The organism is Amycolatopsis sp. NPDC000009, assembly GCF_055563465.1.
Map to the genome: position 1 here is coordinate 67353 of NZ_JBVHDI010000018.1, position 18332 is coordinate 85684.

Below are 18332 nucleotides of genomic sequence, written 5' to 3' on the forward strand. Positions count from 1 at the left end.
GCGTTCCACCGGCCGCACCCGCTGTGTCGGCCGCCTCAGGTCAGCTTCGTGGTCTTGCTCGCCAGCGCGCCCGCGACGACGCCCCAGCCGACGAGCACCGCGAAGGGACCCCAGCCGAACGAGCCGTCCAGCAGCACCGACCGCAGGCCCTCGGCGAGCGCGCCCGAGGGCAGCAGTTCGACGATCCACGCGACCCCGGACGGCATGGTCGACGGCGCCAGCAGGATGCCGCCCGCGAGCAGCAGCACGAACCAGACGATGTTCGCCAGCGCCAGCACGGCCTCCGCGCGCAGTGCCCCGCCGAGCAACAGGCCCAGCGCGCCGAACGCGAGCGTGCCGACGATCAGGAACGGGATCGCGCCGAGGAGCCCGCCCAGCGACGGCGACCAGCCCAGCAGCGCGGCGACGGCACCGAGGATCACCGCCTGCAGCGCGACCACGACCAGCGCGGCGGCCACCCGGCCCGCGACGAGCAGCCAGCGGGGGAGCGCGGTGGCGGAAAGTCGTTTGAGGACGCCGTAGCGGCGGTCGAAGCCCAGCGCGATCGCCTGCCCGGTGAACGCCGAAGACATCACCGCCAGCGCCAGGATCCTCGGCGTGATCCAGTCCACTTTGGACGAATCGCCGAGCTGCGAGGACGGCAGGATGTCCAGCAGCGACAGGCCGATCAGCAGCGCGAGCGGGATCAGCAGGGTCAGCAGGATCTGCTCGCCGTGGCGCAGCGTCAGGCTCGCCTCGACCTTCGCGTGCGTGCGCAGCATCTTGCCGAGCGAACCGCGGCCGGGAGCCGGGGTGAACGTGCCCGGGGCGAACCGGGGCGTGGGAGTCGTCGTCATGCGCGCAGTTCCCGTCCGGTCAGCTCCAGGAAGACCTCTTCCAGCGTGCGCCTGCCGACCTGCAGCTCCTCGGGCATGACACCCTGCTGCGCGCACCACGCCGTCACCGTCGACACCACCTGCGGATCGATCGCGCCCTCGACGAGATAGGTCCCCGGCGCCGACTCGTGGACGAGGTGCCCCTCGGGCAGTGCCGCGGTCAGCAGCGCGGTGTCGAGCCGCGTCCTTGCCTTGAACCGCAGCTGCGCGGTCTCCCCGGCCTCGACGGTCAGCGACTGCGGAGAGCCTTCGACGACGACCTTGCCGTGGTCCACGATCACCACGGTGTCGGCCAGCGTTTCGGCCTCCTCCATCAGATGCGTGGTGAGCAGCACGCTGACCCCGTCGGCGCGCAGCGCCGCGAGCAGATCCCAGACCAGGCGGCGGGCCTGCGGGTCCATCCCCGCCGTCGGCTCGTCGAGGAAGAGCAGCTCCGGCCGCCCGACGAGCGCGCAGGCGAGCGAAAGTCGTTGCTGCTGCCCGCCGGAAAGCCGTTTGAACGGCGTCTTCCTCGCCCCCGCGAGACCGAGGACGTCCAGCAGCCAGGCCGGGTCGAGCGGGTTCGCCGCACACGCGGCGACCAGCCCGAGCATCTCGTCGGCGCGGACGCCGGGATACGCGCCGCCGCCCTGGGGCATCACGCCGATCCGGGGCCGCAGCGCGGCGCCGTCGCGCGCCGGGTCCAGGCCCAGCACGCGGACTTCGCCGGCGTCAGGCCTCAGGAAGCCTTCGCAGATCTCGACGGTGGTGGTCTTGCCGGCCCCGTTCGGGCCGAGCAGAGCGAGCAGTGTGCCACGTTCCATCCGCAGGTCGAGTCCATCGACGGCGGTGGTGGATCCGTAGCGTTTCACCAGCCCGGTGATCTCGACGGCGGGGGCGTTCACGACAGGTCACGATACGGCCTCACGCCGGGACCGAATGCTCCGGGGACGGTCTGGACAGCAGCAGTGGTGAGAGGCGATGCACGATGAACAGCCCCAGTAGCGTGACGACCCCGGCGGCGGCCCACGCGAACGGCAGGACGAAACCGCGGCCCTCGAAGGTGCTTCCGGTCGTCGGCAGCAGGAACGGCAGGACGGCGGTGACGATCGTCGCCGCGATGCGGAACCGCGAGGTCCCCGCCGCCGCGGCGAGCGGGATGATCGCCCACAGCAGGTACCAGGGCTGGAGCGCGACGTGCAGCACCATCACCGCGCCCAGCGAGACACCGAGGCCGATGATCGGCCGGTAGCGCCATTTGAAGCTGTCCCAGAGGAATTTGACCGTCACCGCGCCCGCGACGAGGTAGCCCAGCGTGCCGAGGATCGGCACCATCGCGTTGGTGTGGTTGCCGAGGCCGAGCGCGATGCCGAGGACGCCGCCGAGCGCGGCGAGTTCCGACGTCGGCGAGATCCACGAGCGGACCAGTCCCGGCGTCCCGAGCGCGCCGACCCAGCCGAAACCGAGGCCGGTGCCGTAACAGACCGCCACCAGCACCACGCCGAACAGCAGCGCCATCGGCACCGCGGCGGTGACCAGGTCCTTGATCCGGCCGTGCCAGCGTCTGGCCACCATCACCGTGAAGAACGGCAGCGCCAGGATCGCGTTGATCTTCACCGCGACGCCGAGGGTGATGAGCGCCACCCCGAGCCCGATGTAGAGCAGTTCGCCCTTGGCCAGCGGGGGGACGGCGTCGTCCTTGAACCGCACCGGCATCCGCTGGAGACCGACCTCCAGCCCGGCCACCATGAGCCCGATCGCGAGCGCGTCGTTGTGGGCGCCCGCGACGAAGTGGAAGATCAGCAGCGGGTTCGCGGCGCCGAGCCACAGCGCGGTGGCGGGCTGCACGCCGAATCGCCGGGCCAGCCGGGGCAGCGCCCAGATGATCAGGATGACGCCGATCAGCGCGAGCCCGCGCTGCAGCAGCACGCCGGTGACGATGTTGCCGCTGCTCAGCGGGGCGAGCCAGCCGCCGAGGCGCAGCAGCAGCGGGCCGTAGGGCGCCGGGGTCTCGCGCCACATGTTGGAGACGCCCGAGGTCAGCGGGTCGGAGACGCCGAGGGCTTCGGCCGGGCCGAGGGAGTACGGGTCCATCCCGCGGGCGACGATCTCGCTCTGCGCGAGATAGCTGTAGACGTCGCGGGAGAACAGCGGCGGGATGAACAGCAGCGGCGCGCACCAGAGCGCGATCGTGCGGGCGAGCTGGCCCTGGGTGGCGAGGCGGCGGCGCGCGGGCTGCGCGAACCGGCCGAGCAGCAGCCAGCTGAGCACGATGATCGCCATCCCGGCCAGGCCCATCGCGAGCGAGACCATGGGGATGCGGGTGAACAGCCGCAGGACCGGGATCTCCTGCACCGGGTTGATCACCGGGGCGGCTCCCGCGCCGAGCGAGCCGAGGGCGAGGAACAGCGAACCGACCGCGCCGAACCGGCGGACCACGTTCAGCCCGCGCAGTTCCTTGTCGTCCAGCGGCTCCGGATCGTGCGGGCGCCCCGGGACGAGCGTCGCCACCGACCCCGACGGCCTTACGGCCCGGTCTTCCGGCTCTGCCCCGTCCGTGTCCCGCTGTGCCGGGTGATCGCCCACTACCACGCACGAAGGGTAGCGACCGGCGGGAACAGACCGGGCGGGTACGTGGTTACCCCTGGAAGATCAGCGGCCGACGTGACCCACGCCACTCCGTGAGGCACCCCTCTTTGCCGTCTCCCCGGAAATACGTCACACTTGTGTTGTGAAAAAGACGGGGACGCAGGACGAGGCCGGTGGCGACATGCCCCGCGCCGAGGTCCAGCCTGTCCCCGCGCAGATCGGCCCCGAGGGCCGGACCAGGCACGAAGTGGCCCGCTTGCTGCTGGAACAGGGTCCGATGACCGCCGTCGTGGTGGCCGAGCAGCTGGGGATCAGCGCCGCCGCCGTCCGCCGTCATCTCGACGCCCTGCTCGCCGACGGCGAGGCCGAAACCCGGGACGCGCCCCGTCGTGGCCCCCGCGGACGAGGCCGCCCGGCCAAGAACTTCCTGCTCACCGAGGCCGGCCGCGCCCGGTTCGGGCACGCCTACGACGACCTCGCGTCCTCGGCCATCCGCTTCCTCGCCGAACACGCCGGGGAAGACGCCGTGAAGGCCTTCGCGGAGGCCCGGGTCGCCTCGCTGGTCGGCCCGCATCAGGACGCGATCACCAAGCACACGGACCCCGCCTCGCGCGCCGAGGCCCTCGCTGCGGCGCTGACCAGGGAGGGTTACGCTGCGTCGACCCGTCAGGTCGGTGTCGGCGAACAGCTCTGCCAGCACCATTGCCCGGTCGCCCACGTCGCCGCCGAGTTCCCTCAGTTGTGCGAAGCCGAGACAGAGGCTTTCGCGGAACTTCTGGGTACTCACGTCCAGCGGCTCGCGACCATCGCACGCGGTGACAACGCGTGCACCACACACGTACCCGTCGTCTCGACGGGTCACCCGGCCACACCCGGGCCGGGAAGCACGGCGCCCTCTCCAGGGCGCACAGCACGGATCCCGAATGGAGGGAAACCCGCATGACTGCCGCTGCCGAGCAGCGCACTCCCACCACCGCGCCCATGAGCCAGGAAGAGACCATCGAGTCCCTTGGCAAGTACGCGTTCGGCTGGGCGGACTCCGACGAGGCGGGCTCAACGGCCCGTCGCGGACTGAACGAGGACGTCGTCACCGACATCTCCTCGAAGAAGTCCGAGCCGGAGTGGATGCGCGAAGCGCGACTCAAGGCGCTCAAGCTCTTCGACTTGAAGCCGATGCCCAACTGGGGTGCGGACCTCTCCGGGATCGACTTCGACAACATCAAGTACTTCGTGCGGTCCACGGAGAAGCAGGCCACTTCCTGGGAAGACCTGCCCGAGGACATCAAGAACACGTACGACAAGCTCGGCATCCCCGAGGCGGAGAAGCAGCGCCTCGTCGCCGGTGTCGCCGCGCAGTACGAGTCCGAGGTCGTCTACCACCAGATCCGCGAGGACCTGGAGGCCCAGGGCGTCCTGTTCCTGGACACCGACACCGCGCTCAAGGAGCACCCGGAGATCTTCAAGGAGTACTTCGGCTCCGTGATCCCGGCCGGGGACAACAAGTTCTCCGCGCTGAACACCGCGGTGTGGTCCGGCGGTTCGTTCATCTACGTGCCCAAGGGCGTCAAGGTGGACATCCCGCTGCAGGCGTACTTCCGCATCAACACCGAGAACATGGGTCAGTTCGAGCGGACCCTGATCATCGTCGACGAAGACGCCTACGTGCACTACGTCGAGGGTTGCACCGCGCCGATCTACCAGTCCGACTCGCTGCACTCGGCGGTCGTGGAGATCATCGTGAAGAAGGGCGCCCGCTGCCGCTACACGACCATCCAGAACTGGTCGAACAACGTCTACAACCTGGTCACCAAGCGCGCCAAGTGCGAAGAGGGCGCGACCATGGAGTGGATCGACGGCAACATCGGTTCCAAGGTCACGATGAAGTACCCGTCCGTGTTCCTCATGGGCGAGCACGCCAAGGGCGAGGTCCTCTCGGTCGCGTTCGCGGGCGAGGGACAGCACCAGGACGCCGGCGCGAAGATGGAGCACCTGGCGCCGCACACCTCCTCGACCATCGTGTCGAAGTCGGTGGCGCGCGGCGGTGGCCGCACCTCGTACCGAGGCCTGGTCAAGGTCGCGAAGCGGGCGCACCACTCGCGGTCCAGCGTCGTCTGTGACGCGCTGCTGGTGGACACGATCTCGCGGTCGGACACGTACCCGTACGTCGACATCCGCAACGACGAGGTCTCCATGGGCCACGAGGCGACCGTCTCGAAGGTCAGCGAAGACCAGATGTTCTACCTCATGTCGCGCGGTCTCGACGAGGCCGAGGCCATGGCGATGATCGTGCGCGGGTTCGTCGAGCCCATCGCGCGTGAGCTGCCGATGGAGTACGCGCTCGAGCTGAACCGCCTGATCGAGCTTCAGATGGAAGGGTCCGTCGGCTAGTCATGTCGGTTACCGAGAACAACGTTTCCGAAGCGATGCGCGAAGGAGTGGTCATTCCGGCCACTTCTCGCGCGGAGCGCTTCACCTCCTACGACGTCGAGGCCTTCGAGGTCCCTGGCGGCCGTGAGGAGAACTGGCGTTTCACTCCGATGAAGCGGCTGCGCGGCCTGCACGACGGGTCCGCCCCCGCTTCGGGTTCGGCCACAGTGGACGCCGACGCCGCGCCCGAACTGAAGATCGAGACGGTCGGCCGGGACGACGAGCGCCTCGGCGCCGCCGGTGTCCCGAGCGACCGGATCGCCGCGCAGGCGTACTCCTCGTTCACCGAGGCCACCGTCATCACGGTGCCCAAGGAGACGAAGACGTCCAAGTCGTCGACGGTCAAGATCACCGGCCCCGGTGAGGGCAAGGTCGCCTACGGGCACGTGCAGGTGCGCGCCGAGCAGTTCTCCGAGGCCGTCATCGTCCTCGACCACGCCGGCTCCGGCACCTACGCCGACAACGTCGAGTTCGTCATCGGCGATTCGGCCAACGTGACCGTGGTCAGCGTCCAGGACTGGGCCGACGACGCGGTGCACGTCTCCGAGCAGCACCTCAAGCTCGGCCGCGACGCCACGCTCAAGCACATCGTCATCACCCTGGGCGGTGACCTCGTCCGCGTCTCGCCGACGGCGACCTTCGCCGACAAGGGTGGCGACGTCGAGATGCTCGGCCTGTACTTCGCGGACGAAGCACAGCACCAGGAGCACCGTCTCTTCGTCGACCACGCGGTGCCGAACTGCAAGTCGCGGGTGATGTACAAGGGCGCGCTGCAGGGCGATGGCGCGCACACCGTGTGGGTCGGCGACGTGCTGATCCGCGCCGCCGCCGAGGCCACCGACACCTACGAGCTCAACCGCAACCTGGTGCTCACGCCCGGCGCGCGGGCGGACTCGATCCCGAACCTGGAGATCGAGACCGGCGAGATCGAAGGCGCCGGCCACGCCAGCGCGACGGGAAGGTTCGACGACGAGCAGTTGTTCTACCTCCAGTCGCGCGGAATCGGCGAAGACGCCGCGCGCCGCCTGGTCGTACGCGGGTTCTTCCACGAGATCCTGGTCAAGATCGGTGTTCCCGAGGTGCGCGAGCGTCTCGAGGCCGCGATCGAAGCCGAACTCGAAGCCGTGGGCGCCTGAGCCCTCGTCCGTCCACATCAGACTTTTAGGAAAGAAATGCCTACGCTGGAAATCAAGGATCTGCACGCCTCGGTCACGACCGAGGAGGGCCCCAAGGAGATCCTCAAGGGCGTCAACCTGACCATCAAGTCGGGCGAGACCCACGCGATCATGGGCCCCAACGGTTCGGGCAAGTCCACGCTGTCCTACGCCATCGCCGGTCACCCCAAGTACGAAGTCACCTCCGGGCAGGTCCTGCTCGACGGTGAGGACGTGCTCGAGATGAGCGTCGACGAGCGTGCCCGCGCGGGCCTGTTCCTCGCCATGCAGTACCCGGTCGAGGTTCCGGGCGTGTCCATGTCCAACTTCCTCCGCACCGCGGCCACCGCGGTCCGTGGCGAGGCCCCCAAGCTGCGCCACTGGGTCAAGGAGGTCAAGGACGAGATGGGCAAGCTGGAGATCTCGTCCGAGTTCGCCGAGCGTTCGGTGAACGAGGGCTTCTCCGGCGGTGAGAAGAAGCGCCACGAGATCCTGCAGCTGGCGCTGCTCAAGCCGAAGATCGCCATCCTCGACGAGACCGACTCCGGTCTCGACGTCGACGCGCTGCGCGTCGTGTCCGAGGGCGTCAACGAGTTCAAGGCCAACAACGAGGCCGGCGTCATGCTGATCACGCACTACACGCGGATCCTGCGCCACATCACGCCCGACTTCGTGCACGTCTTCGCCGGCGGCAAGATCGTCGAGTCCGGCGGCCGTGAACTCGCGGACGAGCTCGAGGAGAACGGGTACGTCAAGTACACCGGCTCCGCCGAGACCGCCGCCGTCTGATCACTGAACTTCACGACTACACCGAGAGGAGTTGGCCCGATGACCACCACCACGGCTAACTCTGTACCGCTGGACGTAGCGGCCATCAGGGCCGACTTCCCGATCCTGACCCGCACGGTGCGGGACGGGAAACCCTTGGTGTATCTGGATTCCGGTGCGACGTCCCAGAAGCCGGCGCAGGTGCTCGAAGCCGAGCGCCGGTTCCTGGAGACCTCGAACGCCGCGGTGCACCGCGGCGCGCACCAGCTCGCCGAGGAGGCGACCGACGCCTACGAGTCCGCCCGCGTGCGGATCGCGGAGTTCGTCGGCGCCTCCCCGCACGAGCTGGTGTTCACCAAGAACGCCACCGAGGGCATCAACCTCGTCGCCTACGCGATGAGCAACGCCGCCACGGCCGGTCCCGGGGCCGAGCGGTTCAAGATCGGTCCCGGCGACGAGATCGTCATCACCGAGATGGAGCACCACGCGAACCTGGTGCCGTGGCAGCAGCTCTGCCAGCGCACCGGCGCGACGCTGAAGTGGTTCTCCGTCACCGCGGACGGCCGCCTCGACCTGTCCAATGTGGATGAACTGATCACCGAGCGGACCAAGGTGCTCGCGTTCACGCACCAGTCCAACGTGCTCGGCACGATCAACCCGGTCGACTTCCTGGTGAAGAAGGCCCGCAAGGTCGGCGCGCTGGTCGTGCTGGACGCCTGTCAGTCGGTGCCCCACTTCCCGGTGGACCTGCACGCGCTGGACGTCGACTTCGCCGCCTTCGCCGGGCACAAGATGGTCGGCCCGTACGGCATCGGTGTCCTTTACGGCCGCCGCGAGCTGCTCGAAGCGATGCCGCCGTTCCTGACCGGTGGCTCGATGATCGAGCTGGTCCGCATGGAGCAGACCACCTTCGCCGCGCCGCCACAGCGGTTCGAGGCGGGCACCCCGATGACGTCGCAGGCCGTCGGCCTCGGCGCGGCCGCCGACTACCTGGCGGCGATCGGCATGGACCGGGTCGCCGCGCACGAACACACCCTCACCGAGGCGGCGCTGGCCGGGCTCGGCGAGATCCCGGGCGTGCGGATCATCGGCCCCACCGACATGGTCGACCGCGGCGGACTGGTGTCGTTCGTCATCGACGGCGTCCACCCGCACGACTCGGGCCAGGTGCTGGACAGCCTCGGCGTCGCCGTCCGCGTCGGGCACCACTGCGCGTGGCCGCTGCACCGGGCCTGCTCGGTGCCCGCGACCGTGCGCGCGTCGTTCTACGTCTACAACACCCTGTCCGAAGTGGACGCACTGGTGAACGGGGTGCGTGAGGCGCAGAAGTTCTTCGGGGTGGCGTGATGAACCTCGAAAGCATGTACCAGGAGATCATCCTGGATCACTACAAGAACCCGCACGGCCGAGGCTTGCGCGAGCCTTTCGACGCCGAGTCGTTCCAGGTCAACCCGACCTGTGGCGACGAGGTGACGCTGCGGGTGAAGGTCGACGACGGGAAGGTCGCCGACGTCTCCTACGAGGGACAGGGCTGTTCGATCAGCCAGGCCTCCACGTCGGTCTTGACGGATCTCGTCGTCGGGCACACCGTGGAGGAGGCGTTCACCACCATGGACGCCTTCGTCGAGCTGATGCAGGGCAAAGGGCAGATCGAACCCGACGAGGACGTGCTGGAGGACGGCATCGCCTTCGCCGGCGTGGCCAAGTACCCGGCCCGCGTGAAATGCGCCCTGCTCGGGTGGATGGCGTTCAAGGACGCCGTCGCCCGCACGACCAACGGAGTTGAGACGGCATGACCGAACAGCAGACCGAAACCCGCGAGGGGCGCACGGCCGCCGACCTCGACGCCGAGACCGCCGCCGCCCCGGACGCCGCCGACGTGGCGAAGGTCGAGGACGTCGAAGAGGCGATGCGCGACGTCGTCGACCCGGAGCTCGGCATCAACGTCGTCGACCTCGGGCTGGTCTACGACATCCGCGTCGAGGCGGACAACACCGCCACCATCGACATGACCCTGACCTCGGCGGCCTGCCCGCTGACCGACGTCATCGAGGACCAGACCGGTGCCGCGCTCGTCGGCGGGGGAACCGGGCTGGTCAAGGACTTCCGGATCAACTGGGTCTGGATGCCGCCGTGGGGCCCGGAGAAGATCACCGACGACGGCCGCGAGCAGCTGCGGGCGCTCGGCTTCACCGTCTGATCCCTGTTTTCGCGCGTGAAGGCCCCCTTCCCTCGGCTCAGCCGAGGGAAGGGGGCCTTCACGCGCAACGCCGGTGTCGGTGCCGGGTCTCGTGAGTGTTTAGGACGGTTCTAACCGTCCTAAACACTCACGAGACCCGACCCACTCGGTACCGGGGTTCTGCTGGGTGCTGGGCTTGGCCGGCGGGTTGCGAAAGCAACCTTCAACGTTGCGAAAGTGGCTTTCGCAACGTCGACCGCGGCCGGGCCCGGCACCGTTCTGGCGAGCACCGGCTCCAAACCCCCAGGCCCGCACAGAACCGGCCCGGGATCAACGGCGGCCGGAAGCCGGTAGGTACTTGAGACACCCCGGCCAGAACGACCCGAAGCCCTCACGACCACCAGGGGCATGCCCGTACGGTACGCGTCTGGTTGAGTGACGGAATGATCGTCCGGTCCGTCGCGCTGTTCGCGCTCGCCGCCCTGCTGGAGATCGGCGGCGCCTGGCTGATCTGGCAAGGGGTGCGGGAACATCGCGGCTACCTCTGGATCGGCGCGGGCGTCATCGCGCTCGGCCTCTACGGTTTCGTAGCGACCCTGCAACCCGACGCGAACTTCGGCCGCATCCTCGCCGCGTACGGGGGAGTGTTCGTCGCGGGATCGCTGGCGTGGGGCATGGTCGCCGACGGCTACCGGCCGGATCGCTACGACGTCATCGGCGCGCTGATCTGCCTGGCGGGAGTCGGAGTAATCATGTACGCGCCCCGAGGTTGAGACGCTAATCTGCGCTGTGACCGAAATGGACTTTCCCGCCCCGCCTCCCGAAAAGGCCGGGCCGAAGCGAAGATCCTCCCCGCTCCTGTGGGTGATGATCCTGGTGGCGGTCGTCGGCGTGGGTGCCGGCGGCTACGGCTTCTGGAGCTTGTCGGACTACGGGATGAAGACCGTTGCCAGCCCGGCGATGAGTCCCACGCTCAAACCCGGCACCATCGTGACCTACCGGTGGTCCGATGTCGGCGACATTCCGCGTGGCGCTGTGGTTCTCATGGATCTCAGCGCGTATCCGGACGCGAGTCCCAGCGAGGGCCTTGCCATCCAGCGGGTGATCGCCGTCGGTGATGATCAGGTCGTCTGCTGCACGAAGGACGGCCTGATCACTGTCAACGGGAAAGCCGTCAAGGAGACCTACGTCGACTACGAGGGCACCGGCGGGAGGCGCTTCGACGTCAAAGTCCCACCGGGCACCGTGTTCCTCGCGGGCGACCAGCGGAACAATTCCCGCGACTCGCAGATTTACGCGGGGTCACCGGGTGACGGCGCCGTTCCGCTGGACAAGGTGCACGGGGTCATCGTCGGCATCGGCAGGAGCATCAACGCGGAACCCCTTCCGCAGACAACGGCTTTCGTCGATGCCGGTCTGCCAGGGGAACCGGTGTCCGACACCGGATTTCTCGCCGCGCGCTACTTCATGCTCGCCGGCGTCGGCCTCGTTGCGATCGGTGTCATCGGGGCGATCGTGACCGTTGTCCGCTCCGCCGGAAAACGACGAAGAGCAGCCGCAATCCCACCAGCGCACTGACCACCAGCAGGTTGTAGCCGAACATCTGGTGCAGCGTGACCCCGTCCAGTACCTCCGGGCCGGTCGCGCTGCCCAGCAGCAGGACGGCCATCAGCCCGGTGGCCACCCCGACGAACGCCAGCAGGATCTCGTGCACCAACCCGGTGACCACGTCGCGGTCGCGTTCGTCGGAGAACAGCCGGACATTGACCGAAAGCCTGCCCTGTTCCAGCGCGTTGCCGATCCGGTCGACGCGGCGCGGTAGCCGCCGCAGCACCGGCAGGAGCGCCATCAGTTCGTTGGTGGCCGTGGACCGCAGCGATTCCGGTCGCAATCCGGCACCCACTTGCTCGGCGGCGTAGGCGCGGGATTCGACGACGATGTTGAATCCCGGCGCCAGCGCGGCCAGCGTTCCCTCCAAGGTGGCCAGCGCGCGGAACACCGCGGCGATCGGCGGGGGCACGCTGAGCCGGAAGTCGGCGATCACCCGGAACAGGTCGGTGAACATGTCGAGATCGGGCGCCTGTCCGTGGTTGAAATGCTTGGCCACCAAGGAACCCAGCGCCCGCTCCAGGCGCCGCTCGTCGATCTCGTCCGGCTGGTCGACGATCTCCAGCAGGCCGTCGCGCAACGCGGCCGGGTCGCCCCGGTCCAGGGCGAGGATGAGGTTCTGCAGCCCGCCGCGCAGGCCCGAGTCGAGCCGTCCGACGGAGCCGAAGTCGAGCAGGCCGAGCCTGCCGTCGGTGAGCAGCAGGACGTTGCCGGGATGCGGGTCGGCGTGGAAGACGCCGCTGCCCATCACCTGGCCGAGTACGCACCGCAGCATGGACCGCGCGAGGCCAGCCCGTTCCGCGGCCGGGACCTGGTCCCGCGCGGCGGCGAGCGGTTTGCCGTCGAGGCGCCGCATCACCAGGACACGTTCGGTCGACAGTTCTTTGTGGACGGTCGGCAGGGCGACCTCGGTACCGGGGTAGGCCGCCGCGACCGCTTCGATGTTCCTGGCTTCGGTGCGGAAATCGAGCTCTTCGACGAGTGCGTCGGCGAATCCTTCGGCGAGGTCGACGACGCCGAGCGAACGCGCCCAGCCCGCGCGCTGGTCCAGCGCGGCCGCCACCCGGCGGACGATGTCGAGGTCCCGGTCGACCAGTGCCTGCACGCCGGGGCGCTGCACCTTGACGACCACGTCCTGCCCGTCACGCAGCTTCGCCCGATAGACCTGCGCGATGGACGCGGCCGCGATCGGTTCCGGGTCGAATTCGGCGAAGATCTCGTCCGGGTCGCCGCCCAGTTCCTCTCGCAGCACCGTCGCGACCTCGTCTGCGTCGGCGAAGGCGACCTGGTCCTGGAGTTTGCTGAGCTCGTCGACGAACACCGGCGGGAGCAGATCGGACCGCGTCGAGAGCAGCTGGCCGAGTTTCACGAACGTCACGCCACCCTCCTCCAGCGCTCGGCGAAGCGACCGCGCGAGTTTGGCGTGCCGGACCTGGGCCAGGCCGGGTTCGCGACGGCCGGTGAGGTACCGGCCGAGGCCGTGCTTGATCGCGATCCGGGTGATCTGCGAGTAGCGCCGCGTCCGGGCCACGCGGCGGCGGAGCGACCGGATCCTGCCGATCAGGCCGAGCCCCGAACCGGACGGCAGCGCGAGTTCCGCGACGAACAGGAAGATCAGCGTCGCCAGGAAAGCGCCGCCCGCCACCGGGATGACCAGTCCGGCGAAGGCGCCGCCCGAGTACATCGCCCGCGGGAACGCGCTGAGGATGCCGCCCGCGACGAGCCAGCCGAAACCGGCCGCGCAGAACGCCCGGATCACGCCGATCCGCACGCCCAGCACGCGGCGGGCCGCGACCACGAGGGGCCACAGCATCAGCGCGTAGACGGGCAGGGTGAGCAGGCCGAGCAGCAGGTTCATGCCGAAGAGCACATCACGCGCGGTCCGCGCTGGATTCCCGCTCCGGCGGGACGGTACTCACCCTCGAGAGGGAGCGGACCCCGAAGTTGTACGCCGGGGTCGCTTCGCGGGGAGCGAAGAGAACGCCGAGGACCGCGATCGCCGCCGCCGCGAGGAATCCGGCGCGGAGGTCGAGAAGATCGCCGAGGAGGCCGATGAGCGGCGCCCCGGCGGCTTGCCCGAGTGCCAGCGCCAGGAAGGCCACGCCGACACCGAACGCGGGCGCCGTCGGGTAAGTCCTGGTCCCCCAGAGGATCAGGACGCCGGTCAGTCCGATGTAGACGGCTCCGAAGAGCGCGGCCGCGATGACGAGCGCCGGGAGGGACCGAGTGGCGAGGGCGAAGAGCGCCGTGGCGGCGGCGAACAGGACCATTCCCGCCGACCAGGCCCGCCGCAGTCCAGCCCGCGAGGTCAGTTCGGCGGTGAACGCGCCCGCCAGGCCCACCGCGCCGAGGACGATCCACACCACCGTCGACTCGGTCTCGTCGAGCCCGCCGGCGCTCACGGCGATGTCCCGGCCGAACGTCCAGATCGCCGCACTGGCCAGGCCGAGCGTCGCGGCGGCGGGCAGCAGCCGCCCGGTGGCGGGCGGGAACAGGGGCACCGGCAGCCCGCGCGCGCGGTCCTCCTTGACCGGCGGCACGACCCGGGCGATCCACAAGGTCACCAGCGCCGAGGCCGCGGCGAAGGCCCACCAGGCCATGCGCCAGTCGCCGATGGCGAGCAGGGAGACCGGGCCGGAGATCAGCACGCCGAGACCGGTCCCCGCGTTCACCACGGATTGGGCACGGTCACGGCGGGTCGCCCGGACGACGCGGGAGACCGCGTCGGCGAGCGAAGGAGAGGCCAGGCCGGTGCTGGCGCCGGCGAGGACGACACCGAGGGCGAGCACGCCGGCGTTCGGCGCGGCCGCGATCAAGGCGGTTCCCGCGGTGGCCGTCGTCCCGGCGGTGAGCGCCCCCGCCCGCGCTCCCCAGCGAGTCGTGATGGCGGTCGAGGCGACGACGGCGAGGCAGTACGCGACGTAACTTCCTGCCGCGATGGCGCCGAGGGCGCTGCCATCGAGAGCGAACTCCGTCCGGAGGGTCGGCGCGAAGAGACCGTACGCGTACCTCGCGAGTCCGTAGGAGACCGCGATCAGTGCCAAGCCGGCCGCGGTGAGCGTCAGCTCGCGTTTGTACGAAGAAACCATCAACTCTCCTCCATGTGTATACCGATCGGTATAGTTCACGAGTGTTCCCGCATTTCGCGCTCAGGTCAACCGATCGGTATACTCGACACCATGCTGACCCCAGCCGGCGAGCGTGTCCTGAGCGCCGCGAGCGAGCTCTTCTACCGAGAGGGCCTCAACGCGGTGGGTGTCGCGGCGGTGGCCGAAGCCGCCGGCGTCACGAAGAAGACCCTGTACGCGTGTTTCGGGTCGAAGACGGAGCTCACCGTCGCGTACTTGCGACGTCGTCATGACGTCTGGTGGGCATACCTGGAGGAGCGGCTGGCCGAAGCCGGCCGTCCTCGGGCACTCGTGGTCTTCGACGCCTACGTCGACCACCCCCGGCTCGGGAGCGAGAGGGGTTGCGCGTTCCTGAACGCGGCCGCCGAACTGCCCGCGGGGCATCCCGGCCTCGACGTGATCCGGCGGCACAAGGCGGCGGTACGAGCCAAGTTCGCCGAACTGATCCGTGAGGACGCCCCGGGCGCGGACGATCCGGAGAGGCTCGCGGAGCAGCTCTTCCTCCTCGTCGAGGGCGCTGTCGCGCACACCGGTATCGACGGGGACGCGCACCGCGTCACGCTGGCGAGGGAGATCGCCGGGATACTCATGAGGGATACGCGGGAGGCCGGCGCACGCTAGAAAGAGCGCATGCGACTTTTCGGCCCGCTCGTCGACCGCGCGACCTACCGCCGGTGGGTGTATTTCATCCTCGGCGGAGCGCTGAGCGTGCCGTACATCCTCTTCGCCGCCATCGTGGTGCCGTCGTTGCTGCCCCTCGTCGTGACGGTGGAGCGAGGGCTCGTCATCGCGATGATCACCGCCGTCCTCGTGATCGTCGCGTCGTCGTTCATCCCCGCCGTCCGGGTACTGGAGGGCGCGGCCGTACGGGAACTCCTGGACGACCCCGTGCCCGGAGTGACGTTCGGGCCCGCGACGAGCTGGCCGGTCCGCCTGCGATCGACCGCGATGTTCCTGCTGCACGTGAGCACCGGCTGCGTCGTCAGCCTGGCGAGCCTGGTCGTCCCGGTCGCGTTCGGGTTCACGATCGCGGCCCCGTTCACCGGCCGCATCGCACTGTCCACCGAGGACCCGATCGAGGTGCCGAAGGGCTGGGCGAGCGCGTGGATCCCGGTGGCGTTCCTGCTCGGTGTCGTCGTGCTGGCCTACGCGGTGTGGGGAGCGGGCGCGGTTCTGACCCGCTGCGCCAAAAGCCTGCTGGGGGTCTCAGCCGCGGAGCGGATCGCCCAGCTGGAGAAACGCACCGAACAACTCGCCGAACGCAACCGGCTCGCGCGCGAACTGCACGACTCGGTCGGGCACGCGCTGAGCGTCGTGACCATCCAGGCCGGGGCCGCGCGCCGGACGCTGCGGTCGGATCCCGATTTCACCGAGCAGGCGCTCACGGCCATCGAGGACTCCGCCCGCGCGGCGCTGGACGATCTCGACCACGTGCTCGGGCTCCTGCGTGACGAGGCGTCGTCGCGGACGCCGCAATCAGGGCTGGCGGAGCTGTCCGCGCTGGTCGAAGCGACGCGGCTGGCGGGTGCCGAGGTGGCGGCGGAGGTGCGGGGTGACCCGTCCTCGGTGCCGCCGGTCGTCTCCCGCGAGGCGTACCGGATCCTGCAGGAATGCCTGACGAACGCGCTGCGGCACGCCGGTAAGGTTCCGGTGACGGTCCTCGTTGACGCCGGAACGGAGCTGTTGAGCCTGCGGGTGTCCAACCCGCTCGGCGCCGCCGGGCCGTCACGCGACGGGGGCGGCCGGGGGCTGCGGGGAATGACGGAACGGGTGGAAGTGCTCGGCGGCACGATCACCGCGGGCCGGGCGGACGGATTCTGGAAGGTCGAGGTGGCGGTGCCATGGGGGAATCGGCGATGAGCATCGGAGTGCTGCTGGTCGACGACGAACAGCTCATCCGGGCGGGGCTGCGGGCGATCGTCGCCTCCGAGCCCGACCTGGAGGTCGTGGGCGAAGCGTCCGACGGCGCCGAGGTGCCGGGGCTGGTCTCGCGGTTCCGGCCCGACGTCGTGCTGATGGACGTCCGGATGCCCTCGGTCGACGGCATCCGCGCGACGGCGCATCTCATGTCCACTATGGACAACCCGCCGAAGGTGATCGTGGTGACCACCTTCGAAAACGACGACTACGTCTACGACGCGCTGCTCGCCGGCGCGAGCGGCTTCCTGCTGAAGCGGGCCAGGCCCGAAGAGATCGTCGCGGCGATCCGGACGGTGGCGGCGGGGGAGTCGCTGCTGTTCCCGGCCGCGATCCGGCGGCTGGCCGCGCAGCAGGCGAACCGGGGCCCGCAGGACGGTCTCGCCGGCGCCGGGCTCACCGAACGCGAAAGCGAGGTGCTGCGGCTGATGGCGGGCGGACTGTCCAATGTGGAGATCGCGGGCGAGCTGTACCTCGGTGTGCAGACGGTCAAGACGCATGTGGGGAACGTGCTCGCGAAACTCGGCGCGAGGGACCGGACGCAAGCGGTGATCAAGGCCTACGACACCGGATTCGTCACACCGGCGGGCTGAACGCGGTAGGGTTCCGGAGTGGACAACAACGTCAATCGCCGTCGCCTGCTGGGGCTGGGCACGGTCGCCGCCGCGGGCGCGGTGCTCGGGACGGCACAGCTCGCTCAGGCCGCCGAAGAGTCCGAATCAGACACTCCCGCCGCCGACGCTTCGGCCGCCGCGCGCCGGATTTCCGCGGTATACGGCCGGGAAACCGCGAAGGCGGGCGGCACCTGGTCGGCCTACGTCAGTGTCGCGGACGCCGCCGGGAACCTCGTGCCCGCCGTGTCCGAGCGGGCCGGCGAGGTGGTCGAGGCGTACAGCGTCAACAAGATCGCCGTCGCCACCGCGGTGCTCGACAAGATCGACCGCGGGCTGCTCACTTTGGACCAGCGCGTCGAGGTCACGGCCGACATCGTCATCAAGGACACCGACGGCATCTTCGCCCTCGACGGCGCGTACCCGAGTTCGGTGACGCTCGGGCACGCGATGGCCGCGCTGCTGACGCTGTCGGACAACACGGCCGTCCGCTTGTGCGGCCTGGTCTGCCCGGCCGCGGAGCTCAACGAGATCCTGCGCGGCAAGGGATTCGTGCACACCCAGGTCGTTCCGGTGGCGAACCCGAACCGGTTCTTCCTCGGCAAGACGACCCCGGCCGAAACGCATACGCTGCTGCGGAAACTGGTCGGGGGGACGCTGCTTTCGGCGAAGTCCACCGAGTACCTGCTGAACATCCTGCGTTCGCTGAGCGCGTTCACCGACGGCGTCCGGCTCGGCCTGACCTCGGCCGAGCGGCTGCGGGTCGCCACGAAGGCCGGTTGGTTCAACGACGGCCGCAACGAGGCCGGGGTGATGTTCAGCGCGGACGGCAAGCCGGTCCTGACCTATTCGCTGTTCGCCTCCGGTGAGTTCGCGGGCGATCCGGCGGTGAACAAGGACGACTACGCCGCGACGCATCCGGCGTTGAAGGCGCGGGCGAAGCTCGGGAAGACGATGTTCCGTTCGGTCGAGAAGCTGACGGCCGTCACCGCCCGCACCTACGCGACCGCTCCGTATCGGGCGACCAACGGCGGCTGAAGGAGGCGGGGTCGGCGCTCATGTCGTGAAAGCCAGGCGGATTCATGCGGTGGTCGCAA

The 18332-nt window shown here is 69.4% G+C and carries 18 protein-coding genes; 13 read left to right on the plus strand and 5 right to left on the minus strand.

Features of this window, described 5'->3' with window-relative positions:
• Positions 1-35 precede the first annotated feature (35 nt).
• From ACZ3HL_RS34120 to mptB, 3 genes are read right to left on the minus strand one after another with little or no spacing between them, the layout of a single operon-like run.
• Entirely contained in the window at positions 36-836 is an 801-nt protein-coding gene (locus ACZ3HL_RS34120) for an ABC transporter permease (RefSeq protein WP_465412365.1), read from the minus strand.
• On the minus strand, positions 833-1759 hold the full coding sequence (locus ACZ3HL_RS34125; protein WP_465535416.1) for an ABC transporter ATP-binding protein: 927 nt from the start codon (positions 1757-1759) through the stop codon (positions 833-835). The genes ACZ3HL_RS34120 and ACZ3HL_RS34125 overlap by 4 nt, the downstream gene beginning before the upstream one ends.
• A gap of 19 nt (positions 1760-1778) precedes the next feature.
• Positions 1779-3365 (minus strand): polyprenol phosphomannose-dependent alpha 1,6 mannosyltransferase MptB, encoded by a 1587-nt coding sequence (gene mptB, locus ACZ3HL_RS34130; RefSeq protein ID WP_192746822.1) that lies wholly within the window; start codon positions 3363-3365, stop codon positions 1779-1781.
• A 220-nt stretch (positions 3366-3585) separates the two neighbouring features.
• Here mptB and ACZ3HL_RS34135 point away from each other — a divergent pair, with 220 nt between their 5' ends.
• The 9 genes from ACZ3HL_RS34135 (at position 3586) to lepB (ending at position 11549) form a co-directional block, all read left to right on the plus strand.
• The gene (locus ACZ3HL_RS34135) at positions 3586-4386 is read left to right on the plus strand and encodes a helix-turn-helix transcriptional regulator (protein WP_465412367.1); all 801 of its coding nucleotides are present in this window, start codon (positions 3586-3588) and stop codon (positions 4384-4386) included.
• Between the two features lie 38 nt (positions 4387-4424).
• The gene (gene sufB / locus ACZ3HL_RS34140; protein ID WP_435832241.1) at positions 4425-5831 is read left to right on the plus strand and encodes a Fe-S cluster assembly protein SufB; all 1407 of its coding nucleotides are present in this window, start codon (positions 4425-4427) and stop codon (positions 5829-5831) included.
• A 2-nt stretch (positions 5832-5833) separates the two neighbouring features.
• Positions 5834-7006 (plus strand): Fe-S cluster assembly protein SufD, encoded by a 1173-nt coding sequence (gene sufD / locus ACZ3HL_RS34145; protein ID WP_465535417.1) that lies wholly within the window; start codon positions 5834-5836, stop codon positions 7004-7006.
• A gap of 36 nt (positions 7007-7042) precedes the next feature.
• Positions 7043-7813 (plus strand): Fe-S cluster assembly ATPase SufC, encoded by a 771-nt coding sequence (sufC, locus tag ACZ3HL_RS34150; protein ID WP_465412369.1) that lies wholly within the window; start codon positions 7043-7045, stop codon positions 7811-7813.
• Between the two features lie 39 nt (positions 7814-7852).
• Positions 7853-9139: a cysteine desulfurase gene (locus ACZ3HL_RS34155; protein WP_465412370.1), complete on the plus strand. Its 1287-nt coding sequence runs from the start codon at positions 7853-7855 to the stop codon at positions 9137-9139.
• Complete coding sequence (sufU, locus tag ACZ3HL_RS34160) at positions 9139-9588, plus strand: Fe-S cluster assembly sulfur transfer protein SufU (protein ID WP_007029705.1); 450 nt, start codon at positions 9139-9141, stop codon at positions 9586-9588. Before ACZ3HL_RS34155 ends, sufU begins: the two co-directional genes overlap by 1 nt.
• Complete coding sequence (locus ACZ3HL_RS34165) at positions 9585-9992, plus strand: metal-sulfur cluster assembly factor (protein WP_034311811.1); 408 nt, start codon at positions 9585-9587, stop codon at positions 9990-9992. Before sufU ends, ACZ3HL_RS34165 begins: the two co-directional genes overlap by 4 nt.
• Before the next feature lie 422 nt (positions 9993-10414).
• A complete protein-coding gene (locus tag ACZ3HL_RS34170; protein ID WP_465535418.1) occupies positions 10415-10744 on the plus strand; it encodes a YnfA family protein in 330 nt (109 codons plus the stop codon).
• Positions 10745-10769: 25 nt separating this feature from the next.
• Positions 10770-11549 (plus strand): signal peptidase I, encoded by a 780-nt coding sequence (gene lepB / locus ACZ3HL_RS34175; protein ID WP_465535499.1) that lies wholly within the window; start codon positions 10770-10772, stop codon positions 11547-11549.
• On the opposite strand, the gene ACZ3HL_RS34180 is transcribed toward lepB, so the two are convergent.
• Both ACZ3HL_RS34180 and ACZ3HL_RS34185 read right to left on the minus strand, forming a co-directional pair.
• The gene (locus ACZ3HL_RS34180) at positions 11473-13437 is read right to left on the minus strand and encodes an ABC1 kinase family protein (protein ID WP_465412372.1); all 1965 of its coding nucleotides are present in this window, start codon (positions 13435-13437) and stop codon (positions 11473-11475) included. The two genes, lepB and ACZ3HL_RS34180, sit on opposite strands and share 77 nt — an antisense overlap.
• Positions 13438-13450: 13 nt before the next feature.
• Positions 13451-14668: an MFS transporter gene (locus ACZ3HL_RS34185; protein WP_465535419.1), complete on the minus strand. Its 1218-nt coding sequence runs from the start codon at positions 14666-14668 to the stop codon at positions 13451-13453.
• A 90-nt stretch (positions 14669-14758) separates the two neighbouring features.
• Here ACZ3HL_RS34185 and ACZ3HL_RS34190 point away from each other — a divergent pair, with 90 nt between their 5' ends.
• The 4 genes from ACZ3HL_RS34190 to ACZ3HL_RS34205 are packed head-to-tail and all read left to right on the plus strand — an operon-like array spanning position 14759 to position 18273.
• Positions 14759-15328 carry a TetR/AcrR family transcriptional regulator gene (locus ACZ3HL_RS34190; protein WP_465412374.1) on the plus strand — a complete coding sequence of 190 codons (570 nt, stop codon included), beginning with the start codon at positions 14759-14761 and terminating at the stop codon, positions 15326-15328.
• A 9-nt stretch (positions 15329-15337) separates the two neighbouring features.
• Entirely contained in the window at positions 15338-16567 is a 1230-nt protein-coding gene (locus tag ACZ3HL_RS34195) for a sensor histidine kinase (protein WP_465535420.1), read from the plus strand.
• Positions 16564-17217, plus strand: a complete 654-nt coding sequence (locus ACZ3HL_RS34200; protein ID WP_410649814.1) for a response regulator — start codon at positions 16564-16566, stop codon at positions 17215-17217. Before ACZ3HL_RS34195 ends, ACZ3HL_RS34200 begins: the two co-directional genes overlap by 4 nt.
• An 18-nt stretch (positions 17218-17235) precedes the next feature.
• Positions 17236-18273, plus strand: coding sequence for a serine hydrolase (locus tag ACZ3HL_RS34205; protein ID WP_465535421.1), 1038 nt, complete (start codon positions 17236-17238; stop codon positions 18271-18273).
• The last annotated feature ends 59 nt before the right edge of the window (positions 18274-18332 follow it).